The 22,594-nt window shown below is 72.2% G+C and carries 20 protein-coding genes; 7 read left to right on the top strand and 13 right to left on the bottom strand.

Features of this window, described 5'->3' with window-relative positions; genetic code table 11:
• Position 1 precedes the first annotated feature (1 nt).
• The 3 genes from AB5J49_RS02225 to AB5J49_RS02215 all read right to left on the bottom strand — a co-directional run bounded on the left by AB5J49_RS02225 (position 2) and on the right by AB5J49_RS02215 (position 2,170).
• On the bottom strand, positions 2-808 hold the full coding sequence (locus AB5J49_RS02225; RefSeq protein WP_369166765.1) for an MBL fold metallo-hydrolase: 807 nt from the start codon (positions 806-808) through the stop codon (positions 2-4).
• 75 nt (positions 809-883) lie between these two features.
• On the bottom strand, positions 884-1,498 hold the full coding sequence (locus tag AB5J49_RS02220) for a DsbA family protein (protein ID WP_369166764.1): 615 nt from the start codon (positions 1,496-1,498) through the stop codon (positions 884-886).
• 159 nt (positions 1,499-1,657) lie between these two features.
• Entirely contained in the window at positions 1,658-2,170 is a 513-nt protein-coding gene (locus AB5J49_RS02215) for a MarR family winged helix-turn-helix transcriptional regulator (RefSeq protein WP_369166763.1), read from the bottom strand.
• A 306-nt stretch (positions 2,171-2,476) separates the two neighbouring features.
• Here AB5J49_RS02215 and AB5J49_RS02210 point away from each other — a divergent pair, with 306 nt between their 5' ends.
• The 4 genes from AB5J49_RS02210 (at position 2,477) to AB5J49_RS02195 (ending at position 7,555) form a co-directional block, all read left to right on the top strand.
• Positions 2,477-3,631, top strand: coding sequence for a LacI family DNA-binding transcriptional regulator (locus tag AB5J49_RS02210; RefSeq protein ID WP_369166762.1), 1,155 nt, complete (start codon positions 2,477-2,479; stop codon positions 3,629-3,631).
• Between the two features lie 351 nt (positions 3,632-3,982).
• A complete protein-coding gene (locus AB5J49_RS02205; RefSeq protein WP_369166761.1) occupies positions 3,983-5,371 on the top strand; it encodes an ABC transporter substrate-binding protein in 1,389 nt (462 codons plus the stop codon).
• A gap of 1 nt (position 5,372) precedes the next feature.
• Positions 5,373-6,446 (top strand): carbohydrate ABC transporter permease, encoded by a 1,074-nt coding sequence (locus AB5J49_RS02200; RefSeq protein WP_369166760.1) that lies wholly within the window; start codon positions 5,373-5,375, stop codon positions 6,444-6,446.
• Positions 6,446-7,555 carry an RICIN domain-containing protein gene (locus tag AB5J49_RS02195; protein ID WP_369166759.1) on the top strand — a complete coding sequence of 370 codons (1,110 nt, stop codon included), beginning with the start codon at positions 6,446-6,448 and terminating at the stop codon, positions 7,553-7,555. Before AB5J49_RS02200 ends, AB5J49_RS02195 begins: the two co-directional genes overlap by 1 nt.
• 39 nt (positions 7,556-7,594) lie before the next feature.
• Here AB5J49_RS02195 and AB5J49_RS02190 read toward each other — a convergent pair whose 3' ends face one another.
• Complete coding sequence (locus AB5J49_RS02190; RefSeq protein ID WP_369166758.1) at positions 7,595-8,203, bottom strand: peptidoglycan DD-metalloendopeptidase family protein; 609 nt, start codon at positions 8,201-8,203, stop codon at positions 7,595-7,597.
• A 266-nt stretch (positions 8,204-8,469) separates the two neighbouring features.
• Here AB5J49_RS02190 and AB5J49_RS02185 point away from each other — a divergent pair, with 266 nt between their 5' ends.
• From AB5J49_RS02185 to AB5J49_RS02175, 3 genes are all read left to right on the top strand, one after another.
• Positions 8,470-9,219, top strand: coding sequence for a peptidoglycan-binding protein (locus tag AB5J49_RS02185; protein WP_369166757.1), 750 nt, complete (start codon positions 8,470-8,472; stop codon positions 9,217-9,219).
• Between the two features lie 52 nt (positions 9,220-9,271).
• Complete coding sequence (locus AB5J49_RS02180; protein WP_369166756.1) at positions 9,272-9,757, top strand: hypothetical protein; 486 nt, start codon at positions 9,272-9,274, stop codon at positions 9,755-9,757.
• Between the two features lie 131 nt (positions 9,758-9,888).
• Positions 9,889-10,458 carry a hypothetical protein gene (locus tag AB5J49_RS02175; RefSeq protein WP_369166755.1) on the top strand — a complete coding sequence of 190 codons (570 nt, stop codon included), beginning with the start codon at positions 9,889-9,891 and terminating at the stop codon, positions 10,456-10,458.
• A gap of 37 nt (positions 10,459-10,495) precedes the next feature.
• Here the strand turns inward: AB5J49_RS02175 and AB5J49_RS02170 are convergent, their stop codons facing one another.
• The 9 genes from AB5J49_RS02170 to AB5J49_RS02130 all read right to left on the bottom strand — a co-directional run bounded on the left by AB5J49_RS02170 (position 10,496) and on the right by AB5J49_RS02130 (position 22,584).
• Entirely contained in the window at positions 10,496-11,830 is a 1,335-nt protein-coding gene (locus tag AB5J49_RS02170) for a DUF6519 domain-containing protein (RefSeq protein ID WP_369166754.1), read from the bottom strand.
• A 76-nt stretch (positions 11,831-11,906) separates the two neighbouring features.
• Positions 11,907-14,024 (bottom strand): hypothetical protein, encoded by a 2,118-nt coding sequence (locus AB5J49_RS02165; RefSeq protein WP_369166753.1) that lies wholly within the window; start codon positions 14,022-14,024, stop codon positions 11,907-11,909.
• Positions 14,021-17,158, bottom strand: a complete 3,138-nt coding sequence (locus tag AB5J49_RS02160; RefSeq protein WP_369166752.1) for a putative baseplate assembly protein — start codon at positions 17,156-17,158, stop codon at positions 14,021-14,023. The genes AB5J49_RS02165 and AB5J49_RS02160 overlap by 4 nt, the downstream gene beginning before the upstream one ends.
• Positions 17,155-19,878, bottom strand: coding sequence for a putative baseplate assembly protein (locus tag AB5J49_RS02155; RefSeq protein WP_369166751.1), 2,724 nt, complete (start codon positions 19,876-19,878; stop codon positions 17,155-17,157). Before AB5J49_RS02155 ends, AB5J49_RS02160 begins: the two co-directional genes overlap by 4 nt.
• Positions 19,875-20,237 carry a GPW/gp25 family protein gene (locus tag AB5J49_RS02150; RefSeq protein ID WP_369166750.1) on the bottom strand — a complete coding sequence of 121 codons (363 nt, stop codon included), beginning with the start codon at positions 20,235-20,237 and terminating at the stop codon, positions 19,875-19,877. Before AB5J49_RS02150 ends, AB5J49_RS02155 begins: the two co-directional genes overlap by 4 nt.
• A 5-nt stretch (positions 20,238-20,242) precedes the next feature.
• Positions 20,243-20,596: a hypothetical protein gene (locus AB5J49_RS02145; protein WP_369166749.1), complete on the bottom strand. Its 354-nt coding sequence runs from the start codon at positions 20,594-20,596 to the stop codon at positions 20,243-20,245.
• A gap of 7 nt (positions 20,597-20,603) precedes the next feature.
• Positions 20,604-21,143 (bottom strand): phage baseplate assembly protein V, encoded by a 540-nt coding sequence (locus AB5J49_RS02140; protein ID WP_369166748.1) that lies wholly within the window; start codon positions 21,141-21,143, stop codon positions 20,604-20,606.
• Entirely contained in the window at positions 21,140-22,258 is a 1,119-nt protein-coding gene (locus AB5J49_RS02135; RefSeq protein ID WP_369166747.1) for a hypothetical protein, read from the bottom strand. Before AB5J49_RS02135 ends, AB5J49_RS02140 begins: the two co-directional genes overlap by 4 nt.
• Entirely contained in the window at positions 22,255-22,584 is a 330-nt protein-coding gene (locus tag AB5J49_RS02130) for a LysM domain-containing protein (RefSeq protein ID WP_369166746.1), read from the bottom strand. The genes AB5J49_RS02135 and AB5J49_RS02130 overlap by 4 nt, the downstream gene beginning before the upstream one ends.
• Positions 22,585-22,594: the final 10 nt, after the last annotated feature.

Here is a 22,594-nt window from a genome sequence, read left to right as displayed (position 1 = left end):
GTCAGCCCCACTTCATCTCTCCCTTGGCGACCTTGGCGCCGATCTGGGCGGCGATCAGCATGCCGTTGTCCGGGTAGCGGGCGACGAGGGCCTCGGTCAGTGCGGCGCCATCGGCGGGCTTGGCCAGCTCCTCCTCGAACGCCACCAGGTAGTCGCGGGTGGCCGTGATGGCGGAGACGTCGGCGGCGGTGTCGGGCAGACGGTGACCGGGGACGACCAGCTGCGGGTCGAGGGCGGCCATCTCGTCGAGCAGCTTGACCCAGGCGGCGCGCTGCTCGGGGGTCTGGGTGTCGGCGACCCAGACGTGCTCCCTCTGGAACAGCAGGACGCCACCGAGGATCGCGCGCTGGTCGGCCTGCCACAGGTAGTGGCGGTCGGACAGCTCGGCCGGGCCGCCCTTGAGCTCGAAGCGGTGGCCTTCCAGGGAGAGGTCGCCGGTGAGCGGTGCGATGTCCACGAGGCGGGTGGGCAGGTTGGTGCCGAGTGCCGCCCACGCCTTGAGCTTGCCCTCGTAGGAGTGCTGGATGTGCTCGATGACGTGCTCGGTGGCGACGAACTTCGCGTCGGGGAAGGCGTCGGCGAGGACTTCGGCGCCGAAGTAGAAGTCGGGGTCGCCGTGGCTGATGAAGACGGTGGTGAGCTTCTTGCCGGAGTCGAGGATCTCGGCGGCCAGGCGGTGGCCGTCGGCCAGGGTGAAGCCGGCGTCCACCAGCAGGGCCTCGCTCTCGCCGGTGACGAGGGTGGCGGTCTTGTTCTTGCTGCCGGCGGGGAAGTCGAGGTCGAGGACCTTGAAGTCGAGCGTGCTCATGGAAGTGCTCCTAGCTCTCGGAGGGGGAAATGGAGAGGGGGAAACGAAGAGGGGAAGAGGGAGAGGGGACGGGAGTCACGAGGTGCGGGCGGACAGGCGCTGGTCGACTTCGTCGGCGGTGGCGTGTCCGCGGGCCAGGGTGGTGACACGGCCGGCGTCGAGGGTGAGGAGCGTGGGGAATCCGGTGACGCCCAGCTCGGCGGCGCGGCGGAAGTCGGCTTCCGCGTCGGCCTGCGTCGCCGGTGCTTCGTACGCGGCGACGACGGCCTCGGCGTCCAGCCCCGCGTCCTCGGCGAGCTGTCGGTAGGTCGCCGGGTCGGACAGGCTCCGCCCGTCGATGTAGAAGGCGCGTTGCAGGGCGGCGGCCAGTTCGGCCGTACGGTCGGGAGCCGCCCGGCGCAGCGCGGCCACACCGCGGGCGGCGGCCTCGGAATCCATCACGAACGAGCCGTCGGCGATCAGCCGCTCGTAGCCCTCGCCGAACTCGGCGCCGGTCAGCTCGGCGATCTGGGCGTTCGCGCCCTGGACGTACCCGAACTCGCGGATCGGAACCCGGCGCGACCCGGTGAACAGGCCGCCGGAGACGACCTCAACCGGCAGTTCGGGATGCCTGGAGGTGATCTCGCCCAGTGTTGCGGAGAAACCGTGCGACCAGCCGCAGTAGGCATCGAAGACGTAGATGAGTTGCATCGAGGACCTCGAGAGGATGTGGCACCCGCCTTGTACGGACGCTCACCCGGGCAACATTATCTGACGCGTCAGATATTTCCATACGGGGGAATCCGCTCGGAGTGACTCGAGTCTCGCCGTGGGAGCGGCGTGCCGCACGTCCGTGGTGCGGCGGCCCGCTCAGGGAAGCAGGGGGAGGGAGGTGCGGGCCGAGTGGCTGAGAATCCGCAGGTCCTCCGCGAAGCGCTCCCGGTGGGAAGGGGGTAGCGGGTCCAGGAAGTACCGCTTGATGTTCTCCACGTGCAGCTGGGAGGCGCGTACGGCGGTCTCCTCGCCCAGTGGCGTCAGTCGCACCAGACGCCCTCGCCCGTCGGCCGGATCCGTCACGCGCTGTACCAGCCCGGCCGCCTGCATCCGGTCCACCAGTCGTGTCGCCCCACCTGTGGTGAGCACCTGCTCCTGGCCGATCGCCCGCATCGACAACCCGGGGTCGCCGGCCCGCCCCAGGATCAGCAGCACCTCGTACATCAGGTGGCTGATCCCGCACTCCTCCTCTATCCGCCGGCCCAGGAGGTATTCCAGCCGGTTCGCGGCACCCTGCAACCGTCCGAACGCCAGGACCAGGTCGTTGTCGGCCGCCTCCTTCGCGGTCGTGATCTCCCGCTGCCCGTCCTGCCGGCCCTGCTCGCCCACGGCACCTCCGCATGTTCGTCCAGGTGGGAACCTACCGCGCCGGATCACGCGGCCTCTCGGCACCTGCCGGGCGGCCTGTGACGGCGCGCCTGCCAGAGGTCCTGCCGTGGAGTGCCGGCCAGGGGTGTGTGCCTTGTCGCGGTTGCCGTGATGCTGTGCGAAGTCTTGACACGTCCTGTTCGACTGCGTAGATATGACACCGCAGTCATGACAGCGCAGTCATACGGGACATCGGCGGGACATCGGCTCCTGGCGACCGGCTCTGACTCGCTAGGATCTGAGCCGCCGGACACAGGGGAGACACCGATGACGCGAGTGGGAGGCCAGGGCGGGAGCCCTGCCGCGCCGCGTGCCGTGGACGTGGCCCGACGGGCCGGCGTCTCCCAGAAGACGGTCTCCCGGGTCTTCAACGGTGAGCGCTACGTCTCCGACGACGTGCGCCGGCGTGTCCTCGAAGCCGCCGAGGCGCTCGGCTACCGGATGAACAGCGCGGCCCGGGCGCTGGCCTCGGGGCGCACCCGCACCATCGGCGTGGTCGCGCTGGGGACCGCCCTGTACGGGCCGGCCTCGCTGCTCATCGGCATCGAACGGGCCGCCCGGGACGCGGGCTATGCGCTCCGGGTGTACAACACGCTGGAGGGCGACCCGGGAGGCGTCGCCGGGGCCGTGGAGTCGCTGCTCGAACAGGGCGTGGACGGCATCGTCGTATCCGAACCGATCGACGAGGGTGACGAAGGATCGGCCTCCCTCAGCGTCGACGTGCCGGTCCTCGTCCTCGGTGCGCCCGCGACGTTCGGCGGCCCCAGGGCCGTGACCGCTGGGGTCGGTGCCGAGTCACTGGCGCGGGCGGCCACCGAACACCTCCTGAACCTCGGCCATGTGACGGTTCATCACCTCGCCGGACCGCAACGGTGGTTCGCCGCCCGGGACCGCCTCGATGGCTGGCGGGCGGCGCTGTCGGCGCGCGGCAGACAGCAGCCGTCCGTCATCGAGGGCGACTGGTCGGCCGAGTCCGGCTATGCCGCGGGCCGCGAACTGGCCGCCGCCGGTGACGTCACCGCGGTGTTCGCCGCCAACGACGACATGGCCATCGGTCTGATCCGCGCTCTGACGGAAGCGGGCTTGCGCGTGCCGGACGATGTCAGCGTCGTCGGCTTCGACGACATCCCCGTCTCCGCCTATGTCACGCCTCCGCTGACCACGATGCGCCAGCCGTTCGACGCCGTCGCGCACGAGGGGCTCCGGCTTCTGGTGCAGGCCATCGAGAAACCGGACGCGGAGCCGGCGCCGGCGAGCGATCCGCCGGTCGAACTGGTCGTCCGTGCCTCGACCGCACCCCCGGCGGCCCGGAAGGCCTTGGCGCGCGGTCGGCGTTCGGCCCCCCGGTCGAATGACTCGGCACACGCACCGCCGGGCGGGAACGGACCGCAGGCCGGCAACAGACCGTCCACCAGCGACTGAGTAGCCCCCCGGTCAGAGCGGCACCCGCTCAGGGCCGGGCGGTGAGCCCGCCTGCGGCTGGCTCTGAGCAGGTGCCCCCCCGCCCCGCCTCGCCCCGCCTCGCCCCGCAAAACCCTTCCACAACCGTGGACTTCCGCTGTACGGCACGTGACGCGCATACCGGTCACAGCCCGCGCGACGCACGCCCGAACATGGCGACCTCGATGCCCTGGTAGCGACGTCCGCGCCTCGCCCCACCTCACATCTCCCCACCGCTCCACCTCTGCTCCTCCCCACCTCCTCTCCCTTCCCACCCGTGCGACGCGCCCTCGCCAGGCGTGCCGTCCCTATGCCCATCGGCGGGAGTTCACCATGCCCAGATCCTTCGTTCCCACGTCCTCCATGAGCCGCCGGCGGTTCCTCGCCGCGACCGGAGCGGTGTCCCTCGGTGCCGCGCTCGCCGCGTGCAGCGGTGACAGCGACTCCGGCGGCTCCTCCACCTCCACCAAGCCGGTCAGTCAGGCCGACATCGACAAGGCGATGAACACGCCGACCCAACTGACGTTCTGGACCTGGGTCCCGGACATCGAGCAGGAGATCGCCCTCTTCGAGAAGAAGTACCCCGCGATCAAGGTCAAGGTCGTCAACGCCGGTCAGGGCGTCGAGCACTACACCAAGCTGCGTACCGCCCTCAAGGCCGGCACCGGCGCTCCGGACCTGGCGCAGGTCGAGTACCAGGCGGTCCCCACCTTCACGATCACGGACAGCCTGTTGAACCTGAGTCCGTACGGCGCCGCGGCGCTGAAGGACCAGTTCGTCGACTGGACGTGGGGACAGGTCAGCGGACCAGCCGGCGAGGTCTGGGCGATCCCGCAGGACACCGGCCCGATGGGCATGCTGTACCGCCAGGACATCTTCGACAAGCACGGCATCCAAGTGCCGAAGACCTGGGACGAGTTCGCGGCCGCGGCCCGCAAGCTCCACAAGGCCGACCCGGACGTCTACCTCACCAACCTCGCGGCGAACGAGCCCGCCGCCTGGCACGGTCTGCTGTGGCAGGCGGGCGCCAAGCCGTACGCCACTTCCGGCAGGAGCGACCTCTCCATCAGCGTCGCCGACGCGCTCTCCAAGAAGCTCGCCGGGTACTGGGGCGGGCTCGCGAAGGAAGGTGTCATCAGCACCGACCCGGACTTCACCGACGGGTGGTACGCCGGGTTCAACAGGGGCAAGTACGCCACCTGGCTCACCGCGGCGTGGGGCCCGGCGTTCCTGTCCGGTTCGGCCAAGTCCACCGCGGGCAAGTGGCGGGCGGCGCCGCTGCCGCAGTGGGACGCGGCCAAGCCGGTCTCGGGCAACTGGGGCGGCTCCACGACCGCGGTCATCCGCGCCACGAAGAACCCGATCGCGGCGGCCCGGTTCGCCCAGTTCCTCAACAGCGACCCGGCGAGCGCCAAGATGTTCGCCACCGAGCAGTTCTTCTTCCCGGCGACCAAGTCCCTGCTCGCGGACCCGAGTTTCACCGACGACGCACCCGCCTTCTACGGCGGCCAGAAGGTCAACCAGATCTTCGCCGACATCAGCGACACGGTCCCGACCTCCTTCCAGTGGCCGCCGTTCCTGGACCAGGCGGCGAAGGACTGGACCGAGACCGTCGGCAAGTCCCTCGCCGACCGGGCCGACGCCGTCGCCGCCCTCGGCACCTGGCAGTCACGGCTGACGACGTACGCCAAGAACCAGGGCTTCACGGTCAAGGGGGCCTGAGATGGCAGCCACCACCGCCGCCTACGCCAGGAAGCCGCGCCGAGCCGGACCGCCGCGCCGCCGGTTCGGCGGGCCGGGCCCCCTGTTCGTGGCCCCGTTCCTGATCCTCTTCCTCCTGCTGTTCCTCGCCCCGCTCGGCTACGCCGCCTACCTCAGCCTCTTCCAGCAACGCCTCATCGGCGGCACGGTCTTCGTCGGCCTGGACAACTACGTCACCGCCCTCCAGGACCCCCTGCTCCTGCACGGCGTCGGCCGCGTGGCCCTGTTCTTCGTGATCCAGGTCCCGCTGATGCTGCTGCTGGCCCTGGTGTTCGCCCTCGTCCTGGACAGCGGCCTGCTGCGGCTGGCGCGCCTGATCCGACTCGGCATCTTCGTGCCGTACGCCGTCCCGAGCGTGGTCGCCGCGCTCATGTGGGGCTATCTGTACGGCCCCGACTTCGGTCCGTTCGCCCAGCTCAGCCGGGAGCTGGACCTCCCGGCCCCGCACTTCCTCAGCGAGAGCTGGATGCTGGGCAGTCTGGCGAACATCGTGACCTGGGAGTTCGTCGGCTACAACATGATCATCCTGTACGCGGCGCTGCGCACCATCCCGCAGGACCTGTACGAGGCGGCCGCGATGGACGGGGCGGGCGCCTGGCGGATCGCCTGGTCGATCAAGCTGCCCGCGCTGCGGCCGGCGCTCCTGCTGACCCTGCTCTTCTCGGTGATCGGCAGCTTCCAGCTGTTCAACGAGCCGAACCACACGAGCAACTGGACCAACCCGTACCTCTACGTCCTGCCGCAGGACGTCGGGAACCTCAAGCAGGGCACCCTGCTCCTCGCGAGTGTCGTGTCGGGCGACGACCACTACTACAAGGAGCACAAAGCCGCCGACCCCAACTGGACGCCGTCCAACGACGGGGACCGCAAGGACCTGGCGATCGCCCTGTACTCCAGCACCGACGACGGCGCGACGTGGAAGGTCGTCAACGTCATCGCCACCGGCGGCTGGCAGGGCGGCAGCGCGGGCGCGACCGGCCAGAACATCGCCGCCGCGAACACGAACAAGCAGACCCCCTCTGGGAGCCGTACCTGATGGTCCACAAGGGCCAACTCGTCTGCTACTACTCCGACGAGAACGACTACACCGGATTCAACGCGACCACCGGCGTCCCGACCCTGGACCCCGCCAACGACACCGCCACGGACTCCAAGGGCCAGATCCTCGTCCACAAGACCTGGGACGGCCGCAGCACGGCGTGGAGCTCGCCCGTCGTCGACATCGCCGGACTGACCCAGGACATGGGCGGCGGCAAGTCGGAGATCGGCGGCGGACGCCCGGGCATGACGAACGTCGTCCGGACGACGGACGGCAAGTGGCTGCTGACCTTCGAGTACTGGGCCGGCGGAGCGAACACCAGATACGTGCTCGCCGACGACCCGTTGAAGTTCTTCCGCGGCCCCGCCACGGGCACGGGTGTCACCGCACTGCCGCTCGACGCCGGTTCCCGCGCTCTCGCGACGGGCGGCAGCCCGGTCCTCATCAGGCTCCCCGGCGGTCGCCTGGTCTACAACGCCGCCGGCAGCGGCAACGTCTGGGTCAACGAGAGCGGGCGCAGCGACGGCGCGTGGAAGGAGTACCAGACGACCTCGCAGGCCGGATACAGCCGCAACCTGCAGTACGTCGAGGGCACCGGCCGCGTCTCCATACTGAACAACCAGGGCACGTCGACGCTCCGCTTCGCCGAGGTCGACCTGGGCCACTCCGACGGCGCCTACCACCAACTGGTGAATCGCAAGACCGACCAGGTGATCGGCACCGGAAACAAGACCAACGACGCGAACATCGGCAACGGAGACGTTCCCGACGTCCGCCTGGAGGCGCCCGGTTCGGCGGCGAACGGGGACACCCAGTACTGGCATGTGGTGACCGAACCCAGCGGTGGCGTAACCCTGCTCAACAAGTCGGGCGGCCGCGCGGCGGCCGTCTGGACCGGGAACGCGACGGTCGGCCAACGGATCGGCCAGTGGGTCGACAACACCACCACGGGCAGCTGGAACCTCATCAAGACCGCCGACGGGTTCTACAAGTTGCAATCGGTCAAGAACACGAGCCTGTACCTGACCGGTGCGACCGAGGGCGCGCCGCTGACTCTGCAGAGCGCGGTCACCGACGGGTCACAGGACTGGGAACTCGTCCAGTAGGGTCCCGCATCGGTCCGGTGCACGGTCGGCGGCTGGAGGTCAGAGGTCTCCGGCCGCCGTTCCCTGCTGGATGCCGCGGATCGACCCGAGGCGGAAGACCTGGCCGCCACCGCCCCTACCCCCCGTCGCCCCGGGTGGGAGGCGAGCCGTCTGGTTGAAGGTGACCGACGTGACCGTGCCGGAGTTCGCGGTGTCCAGGAACATTTGGTACAGATCCACACCCTGGTACGTGCCATTGGGTGCACCGCCGATGATCTCGACCAGCGCCAGGTGCAGATGCGAGTCGATGCCCGCGAACTCGTAGACCTGGCCCAGCACATCCCCGCGGGAGACCTGTGTGCCGACGCCCAGCCCGCCCGGGACATCGGTGAGATGGGTGTAGAAGCCGCCCATCTCGTCGTTGGGGGAGCGCATGAAAAGCTGCGCGCCGTAGACCTTGCCACTGTCGGTGGCCGGGTCGTGCGGGCTGTACTTGGTGATGTGGGCGTCGAAGGCGGCATACACCTGAGTGCCCGCGGGGGCGCCGAGATCCATGCCGTACTGGATGTACCAGTGGGGCGACTGGTGGCCCCCCGTGCCGGGTCCGCCCAGGCCGGCGGTGAAGCCGCCGGGGAACGGGCTCGACATGTCGATGGTGAATGCGGACACCTGTCCTGCTCCTTGTTCGAGTCACCGGCCCAACCGCGTTCCATTCTCCCGCCCTGCCTGGTCGATGGCGACTGCAATCACCTCCCGGAAAAGGGCAGTTGTGGAATGCGAAACAAATTGCGCGGTGGCTGCCCGAGAGGGCCGCGCCTATACTGGAATCGCTACCCGCCCGATCCGGATTCTCCGTGGTCCGGCGGCGGTGAATGCCCTCAGTCGGCGTCCCGCATATCTGCGCTCCCGCCTCTCGGAGGCTCTCGGAGGCCGTCATGAACTGGTCCAACGCGACCGACTTGGAACCAGGCGACGTCATCAGCATTCTCGGTGTGGACCATGTCTTCTACGACGACGTGATGCGCACGGGAGGCAGTATCGCCTGGAACGACCAGAATCCCGGGAACATCATCAGCTCTGACGAAGCCGTGAGTTACGGCGCGTATCCCGGTAAACACAATGACATCTTCGCCGTCTTCCCCGACGAGGAGACGGGATTCCAGGCCGTGCGCGGATATCTCGCACGCCGTCGAAACAAGACCGTCCTCGAGGTGATGAAGGCGTACGCACCGGCCGGGCACGGGGCCAACGACCCCCAGCGGTACGCCCAGCAGGTCGCCGACGCCATGGGGGTCGGTACCGACACATCCCTCGCCGCCCTGGACGAGAACCAGCTCACCACGTTCGCGGACGCGATCCGGCGGGTGGAGGGCTGGCGGCCCGGAGAGGCGCACGGACCCGACGACCTGCCGGGAGACGTCGCGCAATGGCTCGCCGAACACCCGAGCCGCCCCGAACGAACGGTGGCGGACCAGCCCTTCGCCCGCAGGGGCACCGTCACGGAGGGTGTCAAGAACATCCAGCAACGCCTGAACGACCTCGGCTGCAACCCGCCCCTCGTCGTGGACGGCAACTTCGGTCCGCGCACCCACGAGGCCGTGCAGCGGTTCCAGTCCGGCCACGGCCTCACCGCGGACGGCATCGTCGGCAACAAGACGTGGCGGCAGCTCGTGGGGGCCGGGTGACAGCGGGGCCAGGACCAGGGCAGACGACAAACACCACTGGAGGAGACGACTCATGACCGCGACCGCCACGATTCTCGACGTCTACTGCGTCCATGCCGCGACCGGCACCGACGCGACCGTGAACGAGGCGCTGGGCGCACTCGCCGGCAAAGTCCCGCTGAACGAGGTCGGAGTGAGTTCCGCGCAGGCCTTCGTGCAGTCGATACCCCAGGCCATCGCGGCGATCGATGCCGCCCGCGGTGACCCGGACGACCTGTACATCACGACGACCACCTCGGGCGGCGTCGACGGGGCCATCTGGCCGGGCAACGGCTCGACGGGCTCGGTGAACTCCGGCCAGACGCAGCCGCTGGGCGTGAGCGTGCCGGTGGACTTCGTGCAGAACCTCTCCCTCTGGGACTACGACAGCGCCTCCGACGACGACCTGCTGGGCTCCATCCGCATCGAGGAGTCCGAGCAGGGAGCCGGCCCCATCGCCAGGCTCGCCTCGTCGCCCGCGGAGGGTTCGGCCTACTACGTCACCTACCGCGTCGACTAGGTCACGACAGTGGACGGCGCCTGGACGTGCGAGCGATGCGGAGCCGAGGCACCGCCCGACGCCCAGCGCTGCCGCCACTGCGGTGCCTGGCTCCCGGCATACGACGAGGGCCAGGACACCGCGACGCGAGGGTGGCGGCGCCACTGGCCCAGGACCGTGTTCGCGCGGCCGAAGCCACCGCCTCCGCCCCCTCCACCCCCGGAGCCGCCCCCCCGCCGCCCCGGCCGTACGTCCCCCCACCACCCCTGTGGAACACCCCGGTCGAGCCGGAGCCGGAGCCGGAGCCCGAGCCGGAACCGCCGCCCCCGCTCCCGGTCGGCACCCTCCAGGGCAGCGGCAGCGTCCAGGGCGTGGCGCGCGATGTGCAGTTGCGCACCGAGGTACGCGGCAGCGGCGGCAACACAGGCACGGTCATCGTCTGCAACTTCCGCGTGGAGGTGTACGACCGCCGAGGCCGTCCTGTGCGGCTGGTCCCGGTGGAGATGCGCGGCGACTCCTTCGAGGGCGCCGTCACCGAGGGGGACCGGGTGCGCGCCGTGGGCAAGGCCAAACGGGGCACACTGCGGGTCAAGCGGCTGTACAACCTGACCACCGGCGCCGAGGTCTCGACCGGTGGTACGCGCTGGGCCGTGGTCCTCCTCCTCATCATCCTGCTCTTCGCCGTCTGGTACTTCTTCGTTTTCGTCCTCCCCGAACTCTGAGTCCCGGTACCGGGCTTCGACGGGTCGCCCCGCCGGTCTACCGCCGGTGCGGGAACGGCACCCGTAGATCGACGAGCTCGAAGTCGCCGCCGTGTGGATCGATGTAGGCGAGCGGTGCGTAGTGGTAGTGCACCCCGTGCGGCCGGCGCCGCAGCGGCTCGCCCTCGCGGCTGCGGGGCCATTCGACGTCCCCGGTGAGCACCCGGGCCGGGATGAGCCAGTAGTCGCCGCGGCGGTAGACGCGGGGCCACTCATCGTGGGGCGAGAAGCGGATCTCGATGCCGTCCTCCAGCGGCAGCCACGCGTCCTCCCGCACCGGAAGGGCCGTTCCCTCGTCGCACTCGCTGTCCCAGCGGCGCAGGAAGGGGTGAAGTGACCGGCGCCCGCCGGCATCGTCGGCGGGTTCGGCGTCGAGCTCGACCCGGGATCCGGCGTAGTCGACCTGGCGGACCGTGTACAGCCGTCCGTACCTCGCGTCGGGCCGGTCCGAGGCGGCGCGGCACACCGTCGCGTCGTCGACGATCTCCACGACGTCGCCGATGTCCACACCGAGCTTGTCGTCCCGGCCCAGCGTCTCCAGCTCGACCGTGGCGCCGTCGATCTTCCGGACGGGCAGCACGACCGAGCCGTTCTCCCGCGACCACTTGAATGTCGCGGTCCCTTCCCTGCCGCCCTGGTGCACCTCGACCCGGTACAACTGGTTCTCGGGGCCCCGGTAGCCGGAGGACGGGGGCAGCTCGCTCGGGGTCAGGTCCTCGTCGGGGTGCCTGGTCCGGGCGGCGAGCAGGCCACGCGGCTCGAAGTCGCCCCGGAGGCGCTCCCGCAGGAAGCCCGCGGCGCTGCGCATGTCCGGCCTGAAGGAGCCGGGCTCCAGCGGGAGCAGGCACACCTGCCAGACCACGCGGGTGCGTGCGGTCGTGTCCGGGCCGCCCGGTCCGAGCGCCACCTCACGGATCCAGGGCGCCTCGACCGCGGTGATCAGGCGCTCCCACACCCGCAGATACACGAGGAACGGCCCGGACGGCAGCCGGTCGTCCTCCCGGTCGCTTTCGAGGTGGCCGTCGGGCTGGTCCCAGTAGTCGGTGCCGTCGCATTCGCACAGGATGCCGTCGACGTACATGCGGCCCGGCGCCACGCTGAAGGTGTCCCCGTCGAAACCGTCGACCCCGAACCCGCCGAGGGCGTCCTCGTCCTTGTCGGGCGGGTAGGCGGCCGGCCCCAGGAGGTCGGCGGCGAGCGTGCGCATGTAGTGCAGGAGGATCGCCGTCTGTTCGTTGATCTCGGCATCGAGCTGGACCCGCCCCTGCTGGGAGAGGACCGAGGAGAACCGCCGGGCGGGATCGAAGATGACGCGGGAGAAGTCGCCGTGCATGGGGTGCTTCCTGCCTGGACCGAGGGGGTGGGGGTGGGGGCGGGGGGGGACAGAGCCGGGGGCGGGTGCGCGGTGCTCAGGTGACGAAGAAGAGCCCTGTGTCGCATCCGGCGGGGGTGAACTCGTCCAGCCGGGTGCGGAGGTTGTCCTCGCGCAACGGCTGGAAGAGGTGGTGCAGCGCGCCGGGCTCGCAGCCGTTCGCGCCGCCGCGGCGGATCGCGTCGGCGCAGTCGTCGGCGAGCCGCACGTAGTCGGGCGAGCCGTACCGGGTGGCGGCGAAACGCAAGTCGACCCGGTCCGGATCCCCGGAGTGGTCGGGTTCGCAGTGGAACCGGGGCGGGGTCCGGGAGTATTTGGGCAGCCAGCAGAAACGCAGGGAGCCCTGGTCGCGTCGCTCGACCGACACCTGACCGGCCAGCAGGCAGTTCTCCAGCACGTCGACCGCTCGGGCGTGCACGGCTCCGAGGACGGTGGTGCGACGGGCGGTCAGGAGGACACCGGCGGGGCCGCCGTCGGCCGCGCCGATCGCCGTCGCCTCGGACCGGGTGGCGTCCACCACGCTGTCGTACAGCTCGACGCGGTTGTCCTCGCCTCCGTCGACGGTGAGGGCACCGACGATGCTGTGGTGGATCTCGGTGTGCACCGGACTGTGGGCGATGTCCAGCCCGGGCGCCCCCGGCGCCAGCGGCGTGCCGCGTTCCTCCAGCAACCACCCCGGCACGAACGTGCAGTGCCGCACGACGAGACGCTCCACCCCGCCCCGCACCCGCACGCTGCCGCCGGTCACCAGCAGACCGTCCAAAACGATCCGTGCCGTCGGTCTGCCGGCGCCCGTGATGGTCAGGGCGCGCTGACGGTCACCGCCATGCCGTCCGGTCAGCCGGACGACGGGCCGCACACCGTCCGCGGCGCGCAGGGTGAGACGGTCTCCCGGGTCCAGGCGGATGTCGGTCAGGTCCTCGTACACCTCGTTGGCGGTGATCTCCACGATCACCTCCGCCTTGCCGCCGTGCGCCCGCTTCCCCGCGCGCCATCGGTCGAGCGCGTCGGCGATGCTCGTGTGGTCCTCGCCGGGGCCCACCCGGTAACGCTCCGGGGCGTCGGCCGTCACGGGCTCCGGGCGCGGGTACTCGCCGCCGCCGAGGTCGCCGGAGAACGCGTGGTGGTACGTCACCCGGACGCCGTGGGCGGGAGCCGTGCCCGGCGACAGCGCGAGGCGGCCGAGCACGGGGTCGACGGCGACCTGTCCGCGGGCGGGGCGGTAGCGCCAGCCGGACAGGTCGGCGGCGACGATCCGGTCCAGCGGCACCACATCGCCGTCGGCGTCCGGGCCGGTCCACACGCACAGGCTCTTGCCGGGCCCGTAGTAGTCGTAGAGCCGCTCGGCCAGGGCCCTGCGGCCGATGGGCTCCGGCACGTTCGTCTCGTCGGCGACCCGGCCGCTCGACGGCTCGGGCACCGGGGCGGTGTACAGGGGAGTGTCGATGGCGAGCACGTTGAAGGTGTAGCAGGCCCGGTCGCGATCCAGGCAGTACGCGGGGGCTCGTGTCACGGAGTAGGTGCGCAGCCGCCACAGGTGCAGGCCGACGGATTGGATGCCGTACCGGCCGGGGCGGCGGGCGGAACCGGCGCGCGGGACCTCCACGGTGTGGGCGCAGTCGTCGAACGGGCCGCCGAGCCGGTCCAGGACCTCGGCGCGGCGTACGTCGACCAGAGCACCGCGCGCCGACCTGCGGCGGGCGTCGCGGCCTTCGGTGGAGTAGCGGCGCACGGGCTGGGTGACACAGAGCAGCCGGTGGTACTCGACGGCCCGCGCCGGCCATCCGGCCACGCCGGACGCCAGCTCCTCCAGCAGCGCCAGAGTGCCCTTGCGGCGCCGGTGCGTGACCGTGTCAGCGACGTCCCGGCGGGGCACGGCGGCGGCCGGCAGCCCGGTGGCCCGGGAGGTGTCGTCCGACAGGGCGGCCGCGATGCGCGGCAGGATCTCGTACCCGACGAGATCCCCGAGGTAGGGCACCACCCAGTCGTCGCAGGTCTCGATGAACCAGTTGTCGTAGAGACGCTCGATGTCCTCCTGGACCACCGCGGCCTGCTCGGCGACGAGCGTCAGCAGCGCGCGCAGCGGGCCACCCTGTTGCGCGTCGCGTCTGCGGTGCACGGCGGGCAGCAGCGCGTACAGCTCGTCCGGGGTCATGGAATCCTCCGCAGCAACAGGGTTCCGGGCACGGCCGGGTCCAGCAGGACGAGTTGGGCCGGACGCAGTACCAGCCGCGGAGGCCGCCGCTCGGCCGGGCCCGGTGCGGCCCGGAGGTCGAGGAGCATCGTGGGGGCCTGCGCGGCGTCGACGACGGCGGCCGGATCCGGTGGGCCGCCGACGGGGGAGAGGTCGCGCACCGCGCGCGGCCCCGCGGACAGGGCGGGCACGCAGGAGGCGACGGAGGGATGCTCGGCGAACCGCACGACTTCGGCCGGGTCGGCGCCCTCCGGGATGCCGCCGAAGGCGTCCACGTCCACGAAGTCGACGCCCGCGACCCCGTGCGCGGTGGCGACCACGGCGCTCAGGTACACCGGCCGGGCCAGATACGCCTCCGCGAACCCCAGTCGGGTGGTCAGCGCCTCACGGACCCGGCTTTCGACCTTTTCCGGCAGATGACCGGGGGTCGTACGGATGCCGAGGGCCAGCACCAGCCGGACGCGCTCGCAGGGCTCGACCCGCACGGGCAACCGGGGGTCGCCGTACCGCTGGAGCGCCGTGCGCAGCCCGGTGAGGAGCGAGGAGGAGGCGTCCAGCGGGGCGTCGTCGGCGGCCGCGACGGTGACGTGCAGGACGGGACGGCCGCCGTCCGTGCAACGCTGTGCGACGGCCTTGCCGACGCCCGCGAAGGCTCGCGCGAAGGACTGGTAGTCGCGCACCGACACCAGCCGGTCGAAGGCGGCCAGCCGTAGCGGGATCGCCCGGCGCAGCTGTGCCGGCCCGTCGGTGTCGGCCCCGCCGGTCGCGGGCAGCGGGTTCGTGGCCCCACTGACGCCTGGCGGCCGGCTCACCACCTGGCTGATCCGCCCGGCCGCGACATTGCCGGCGCGGCCCCCGCCGACGCGGTAGCGGGCGGTGACGTTCTCCGTGCCCGAGGGCAGGCGGGCGCCGCGCAGGCCGTCGCCGAACTCCACGGCGGCCCTGCCGTCCGGGCCCGCGCGCAGCTGGAAGACCTGGGCGGCCGGACCCGCCTCGCCCAGATCGGCGGTGCGCTGCCACGCCACGTCGTCGACCCGGACGGTCAGCGCCTCCTCGCCGCCCTCGGCGGTCGCCGACGGCAGCCACACCAGCGGGCCCTGGCGCAGCGGCAGCAGCTGGCCCGCCCGGCCGGCGTCGCCGCTGCCGAGGATCTCCGTCACCGTCTCGCCCGCGGTGGCCGGGACGACGTTGCCGTGTACGACGACTGTGTCCCGCCGGTAGTGGTGCGCGAGCGGCGCGGTCAGCAGCAGCGTCGTGCACACCCGGTCGGCGAAGGCATGACGCACGCCCGCGAGGACGGCGAGCTCGCAGCCCGGCACGCCCGTGGAGGCGCCGGGAACGACGTCCGTGCGCTCTCCGGAGACGATGAGCAGCCGTCCAGGGGCCAGCCCCTCGAAGGTGCCGTCCAGCGTGAGGGCGTCACCCTTCACGTCGGTCGGGTCGGGCGGGGCGGCGAGGACGAGCGGCTCACCCGCGGCCCACACGGTGGTGGCGCGCCGGGCCGCGATGTCGTCGCAGTCCTCGGTCCACCGCCCGGCCAGCCGCAACCGCGTCACCCGCACGGCGTCCTGGTCGTTCGCCACCGACAGTTGGCCGACCTCGCTGACCTGCAGGACACGGGTGCGCGGACGGCCCATCACCCGCACCGCGATCCAGCTGCCCGGCTCGATCTCCTCGTGCACCGCGTCCAGCAGCAGCACGTCCGCCGAGAGCGGGGCGGTGCCGTCCGGCCGCGATCGTACGGCGGCACGCAGCAGCCGTCTCACCCGGTCGTCGTCCGGGACGGAGGCACCCAGCGGGGCCGCGGTGACCCGGAAGCGCTGCACCCCCGGCCGGGCGGTGGCCGGGACGGAGACGGCGGTCAGCGCCTCGTACAGGGACGCGGTGAGGCCGGGCCGGTTGCCCGCCAGCAGGCGAGGCAGGCCGTCGGAGCCGGCGCCCAGGGCAGCGGCGACTGCGGGCCGGGCGCCCGGCGGGGGCTCGCTCGGGTCGAGCGCCCGCAGCAGCGGGTCCACGGCGTGCAGCACCGGGCGGCCGGGACTGCCGAGGTCGCGCAGCAGCGCCTGCACGTCGGCCGGCGGGGGCCGCACGGACTCCTCGGCCATGCGGCGCACGGCATTCCGCACCGTCGCGAGCCGAACGGCGGCCCGCTCGGCCAGCGCGTCGGCGTCGTCGCCCCCGCCGAGGTCGGCCAGGTGCTCGCGCAGCCGGTGCAGCCTGCGGTCGAGCCGGGCCGCGAAGGTGTCCGGGTCGCGCAGCTCCTCGGCGCGGTCCCGGGCCTCCCTCAGCAGCGCCAGCAACTCCTCGAAGGGGCCGCGCGAGGGCTCCCGGCGGGCGGTTTCCGCCACATCCTCCTCGAGCGCGTCCACCGCGCTGTCCAACTGCCGCGCGGCGTCCGGCACCCGCAGCCGTACGGCGGTCCGACCTCGCGCGGGATCCGGTTCCACGTCCCCCACCACCCGGGTCACGTTCAGCCGGGCGTCCGGATAGGTGAACAGCAGCCGGTCACCGGGACGCAGGGCGGGCTGTGCCCCCTCGATGTCGACGGACGGGGTGGTGACCGCGAGCCCGGCCGTGAGGTCCGCCGGCCGGGTGGTGCGCACGGGCAGCCGGTTCCAGTCGGCCCGCGCGGTGAGGTCCTCGGCGGTCTCGAAGACCAGCGGCAGACCGCCCGGCTCCGGTTCGCTCCGCACCTGCGAGCCGGCCGGAACGACACAGGAGGTGCCGGCATCCAGTGTGTAGGCCAGGTGCGTGGCGGCCGCCAGCGCGGGACGCGGCCGGTGACCGACCAGCCGCCCCAGCCGGACCAGGGACTCCTGCTCCGTCGCGGTGCGCAGGAACCCCTCGTTGGCGATGCGCTCCTGATAGAAGGTCAGCACATCCGCCACCACGGCCCATGCGTCGAGCAGGGCGATCGACGGGTCGTCGGACTCCCGGGTCGTGAGCGCGGACAGGACGGGGTGGTCGTCGCCGACCAGGGGCAGCCGGGCCGACATCGCGTCCAGGAACTGCTGATGGGTGCCGACGCGATACGACAGCGCGGGCAGTCCGGGGCGGTTCCACACCCGCGTCGAGGGGGGCTTCGGGTCGGTCATCGTCCTCCTCTCAGGCGCAGCACCAGCAGCCCGTTCTCCGGGCGCGTGATGTCGCCGTCGACCCGCGGGATCTCCAGCGGACGCAGCCGCAACTCCCCGGTGGGCGGCACATCGGGGCCGTCGGCTTCGAGCCCCGACGGGTGGAGCCTGCGCAGCCGTGTGACCTCGGCGTGCCGCACCCCGGGCACCGCCATACAGACGGCCACCAGGGCACTGGCCCGTACCGGGGTGCCGAAGGTGAGCGCCCCCGGGTCGAAGAACCCCGCGCCCCTGGGCAGGAGGCGGCGCTCGAGCGCCTGCCGTACATCGGCGGTGACGTGGTGCGGGTCGACCAGGACGTACAAGGCCACGTCGAGCGGCACCAGCTGCGCGGGGTGGGTGACGACCTCGTGGCCGACGCGCCGGTAGCGGTGCAGTGCCGCGCGTACGTCCTCCAACAGTTCCGGCGCGGGCACGGCGGTGCCCTCCGGATCGACGGCCACGTCGGCCTCGTACCAACTCCCGGTCCAGCGCAGCGTGGCGGCGGCGCGCTGCACACCGGGGCGTCCTTCGGCGAGCGTGGCGTAGTCCTCGGCGGTGACGGCGCGCAGCAGCGTGCGGAAGGGGGCGCGGGGCGCGGCCAGCCGTACCTCGGCCACCGGTTCCGGATCGGTGCCGCCGGTCGCCGGCACCGGGTTGCGCACCCGTGTGACCACACCCTGCAGACCCCCGTCGCGGTGGGCGATCCGGTTGACGGCCCCGCTGCCCGCGTTGCCCGCACTGCCGTTGCCCACGCGGTAGACGGCGCGCAGCGTGGTGCCGGGGCGGGGCGCCCGGCCGCAGCGGTCGTCGCCGAACCGCAGGGTGAGCACTCCCTCGTCGTCGGTCTCGCCGACCACATGCAGCTCGCGCGGGCCGCTCTCCAGCAGGTCCCGGCGCGGTGTCCACCGGGCCTGGGGATTCTCCGCGTCCACCAGGCGTACCGCTGGGAGCGCCTCGCGGGGGTCGGGGCGCAGGGCCGTGCTCGCGGGGCCGTGCAGGGCGGGGTCGGCCGGGTGCAGGCCGTCCGCGGCCCGGGCACCCCAGGTGTGCCGGATCTCCCAGTCGGCGTCGGCGGCGTCGAGTACGTATCCGGATGCGGCGCGGCGGGCGAGGGCTTCGAGCCGGCGCAGCCGGGGGGCGAGTACGTCGTCGAAGCGGGAGAGCAGGCGGGCGGCCCGGCCGGGCTCGGTGAGGCGGGAGGTGCCGAAGAGCGCTGCCAGGAGGTCCCGGCCCTCGTCGTCGATGTCCGCCTGCTGATGCAGGTCACGCAGCAGTTCACGCGCCCGGGCGGCGAGGCCGCGCAGCTGCCGGGCCTGGGCCGCGGCCAGGTCCGCCGGGCGAGGGTGGGGCGGGGACCAGGTGACGGGCGCGCCGCGCACCGCGGCTTGGAAGGGGCGGGCCGTCTCCGGCACCTCGATGAACTCGTCCGTGTCGCCGCCGGGCAGCCACGTGTTCTCCAGACCGTGCTCGACCAGGAGCGCGTTGCCGCGGGCCACCACGGTGGCGCCCTCGCGGCCGTGGGGTCCGGGCGAGTTGTCCACCCACAGCGGGAACGTGAGCGCGTCCTCCTCGGCCCAGGCGATCTTCACGACCGGGTTGCCGTTGTCGGCGTCGTAGTCCTGGACGGCACGGGTGAGCCGGATCGCCTGCCGGTGGCCGGGGTCGGGCGGGCCTCCGTCGGGGGCCCGCAGCTCTTCCAGGACGAGGAGGTCACCGGGCCTGAGATCCAGCGCACGCTCCGCGTCGAGCAGCGCGGCGCGCGTGGTGCCGACGGGCAGGTGGAACGCGCCCTGGCCCCAGGCCCACAGCGGGATGCCGTTGTGCTCCGGACGCAGCCACATCCTGCGCCGCTCCAGGGGCCGGTAGACCGGGTACGACCCCGAGGCGAGGGCCTCCACGGACAGCACCGGGCCGCTCTGCGGGCGCGGCGCCCCATCCGGCTGAGCGGCGAACGCCAGATGGTTGGTCCGCACCGACCGCGGTGCGGACGTCTCCACGCACACGACGGTCCGGGCCGCGCAGCCGTCGTGCATCGGATAGCCGACGAGGCGTGCGTGCCGCCGCACCGAGGTGCGCAGCCGCGCGGTGTCGAGGTACGCCTCGGTGGCGACGGCGTCCTGCTGGTAGCTGAGCCGGTCTCCGACATGGGCCAGCAGCTCCACCAGGGTGACCCAGAGGTCGGGGACGTGGCGCTCGGTCCACTGCGGCAGGGTGAGGGACAGCCGCTCCAGGATGAGGCGTCGGAAACTGGCGTAGTCCTTGGCCAGGTAGTCGATGGCCGGTGCCGGGCGGGTGGGCGCCGGTGCCGCCAGGGTCGTGCCGGGGGCGTGCTCCGGGTGACGGGCGGTTCGGCGGAAGGTGAAGTCGGCCCGGTCGTGGGCGCCGTGGAAGCCGGGCCCGAGGAGGCGCAGGCGGTAGGTGGAGTCGTCCCCGGGGCGGTCCAGGAACAGCCGGAACCGCTGTGTCGGCGCACCGCTCCCGGGCTCCTCCGTGGTGCCCTCCTCCTCGCCGCGCTCGGGGGCGACCCGCAGCACGCGGATGCCGACGACCCGCTGCCCGCCCTCGATCACGAAGCTGGTGCGGTCCACGTGCCGCGGCAGCACCCCGAAGAAGGTCACGGTCAGCGTGCGCCGGTCCGGGTGCGCCCATACGTCCTCGATGCCGGCCGGACGGCTCCGGCGCCCGTCCGCCACGGTCATGAGCCGGTCCCCCCGCTCACGGTCAGTGTGCGGTTCTCCCCGGTGGCCGTCAGGACATAGGCGACCCGTACATGGAGCGTCGCCTCGTCCGCGGTCACCGTGAGGGAGTCCACCGTGAGGAGGTCGCCGAGCCAGCGCTGCAGGGCCGCCTGAGCGGTCATCTCCAGGGTCGCGGCGAGTTCGGGGCTGTTTCCGGCGAAGACCAGGTCGAGCAGACCGCAGCCGAACTCGGGCCGGTTGACCCGCTCTCCCGGACTGGTGAAGAGGACCAGTTCGACCATGTCCCGGACATGGTCGGCGTAGGCGGCCGACGCCGTGCGGCCACGGGCGTCGACGCGGTAGGGGAAGGCGACGTCCATGGCGCTCACATCCCCCGGACCCGCAGCTGCATGACCTGCACCAGCGGGGGATTGGGCGGCGGCGTGCCCACCCCCATCGCCGGGCCGGGGCTGCCCGGCGGGCCCGGCTGCAGCAGCACCGGCAGCCCGTTGACGAACACCCGGGTGGAGGTGTGCAGCCACACGATGCTCGTGCAGGGCGGTGCCCCGAGCGTGGCGGCCGGGAAGCTGCAGCCAGCCACCAGGAACGTGTCGGCGCTGGTGGCGACCGGATGCGGCCCGACCAGAACGCGCTGCTGCACCGGCGCGGGAATGGTCACAAGGCCGGGCGGATGGGCGCACATCATCAACGCGCCGTAGTGGAGCAGCAGTCCGGGCATGGCATCCTCACATCACCGTCAACGCACCGCCGTTGACGGTGAGCTGGGGTCCGACGAGCTTGAGCGTGGCGAGTCCGGACCCGCAGGAGATCTCGATCGACATCTCGTCGATCTTGATGAACGGCCCGTTCTCACCGTGCAGTTGGAGCTTGATCCCGCCGGCCGGACCAGGCATGTCGCTGATGACCAGGGCGTTGCCGGAAGGGGTGGCCAGCACGATCTGCGGGACGCCCGGCGGCGCCGCCTTCGCCGCCGACGGCACGTCACCCGACCCGCCCCGCCGGAACCCGACCCACACGGCCCGCTCCGGGTCCCCGTCGAGGAACCGCACCCACACACCGGAGTCCGGCGGCGGCACCACGTACATGCCACAGTCCGAACCGGCCAGCGGGGTGAGCGGGGCGGCCCACACGGGCGCCTCGTCGCCCAGTACCTGAGGAACCCGCACCAGAAGCCTGCCGACCCCCGTCGGGTCCACGGCGGAGACCACGACACCCTCGTACATGCCGTGCCATTGATGCGTCGTGTGCGGCTGCGCTGTTGTCATACGGTCACCACCTGGATGTCGGCGCCGAGCCCGTCGCGGACCAGCGTGAAGTGCTGTCTGAACGTGTCCCGGGTGAGGTCGTGGGTCACCGAGGCCACGAGATAGCGCCCGTCGTACGCCGCTCCCGCCCCGCGCACGCCCACCAGGGCGTGGGCGGACAGAACGTGGCCGTAGCGCAGGACGTCGACGGTCCCGCGCCCCGTGACCGCGTCGGCGGCGACCTCGCGGCCTAGACCGGCCAGCAGGGTCCGGGTCAGGGAGCGGCCGCTCTGCCCGGTCAGGGCACCGGCACGCAGGGCCTCGGCAGGGCGGCCCGCCAGGGATCCGCGCAGTACGAGCGGCTCGGGCGCGGTCGCCTCGGATGCCGTCGTGGACGCGGGTTCAAGCCGGTACGTGCCGTAGCCGGACGTGGCCAGCCCGTCGTAGGAGAACGTCAGCTCCTCCACGTTGTCCGCGGCACCGCACCCGGTCGTCAGGGCCGGCTGAAGGGCCCCCTCGCGGCGCTGCGGCCCCCAGTAGGCGGTGCTGACGCCTGGGGTGGGCCCCGGCGCGAGGTGGAAGACGTGGCCGACGTCCGCCGCCATCGCCCGCAGATAGGCGAGATCGGTCGACACCTGCACCGGAATGTCGATCAGCGGATTCGGCTGGTCCGCGTGCACCGGTGCCACGGCCTTCGGCGTGATGCCGTACTGGGCGTACGCGGCACAGACGGCCGTCGCCCGAAGATGTGGCGCGAGTCCCGGGAAGGCCCGCCGGACATGCCGCAGATTCATCAGCAGCGACAGATCCTCACCGGTGACGACGAGGAACGACGCCCCGGGCGCTCGCGCCGCGTGCAGCTCCTGATGCGTGATCACGCCGTCCACCAGCACATGGCACCGGCCCGCGAGGACCACGGCGACCACGACCCGCTTCTTCGCGTGCAGCGCCCCGTCCGGCAGGACCGCCCGGGCAAGCGGCGAGCCGGGAGCGAGCGAGAAGGTCAGCTGGAAGCCGCTCGTCGCCCCGCTGGCCGAGCTGATCCGCACCCCGTGCAGCGCGTCGACGAACGCCGCCGGGGCCGGAGCGGGCACCGTGTCGCCGAGGAGCAGCATCACCTGCGGGCTCTGCTTCATCGCCACGCCCGTTCGCCGCCGACAGCCGCCGCCGACGCCTCGGCGGGCAGGGTGATCCGCAACCTCCGGCCGGGCACGGCAGTCAACTCGTCCGGCCGCACCGCCCGGTTGGCGTCGGCGATCCGCCACGACTGCTCCGGGTCGCCGTACCGCCGGGCCGCGATGCCGTCGAGCCGTTCGCCGGCGGTGACGACATGCTCGCCGACGGAGGTCAGCTCGTCCGGCCGGGGCAGGAAACGACGGCGCAGGTGCGTGACGGTCCGGCCGTCCGCGAGGGTGTGGGTCGTCGTGGGGACGCCGTGGTACCTGCTGCTGGGTTCGAACATGCCGACCTCC

Origin of the sequence: Streptomyces sp. R28 (assembly GCF_041052385.1) — a bacterium.
GTDB lineage: Bacteria > Actinomycetota > Actinomycetes > Streptomycetales > Streptomycetaceae > Streptomyces.
This window is presented reverse-complemented; position numbering and strand designations above follow the sequence as displayed.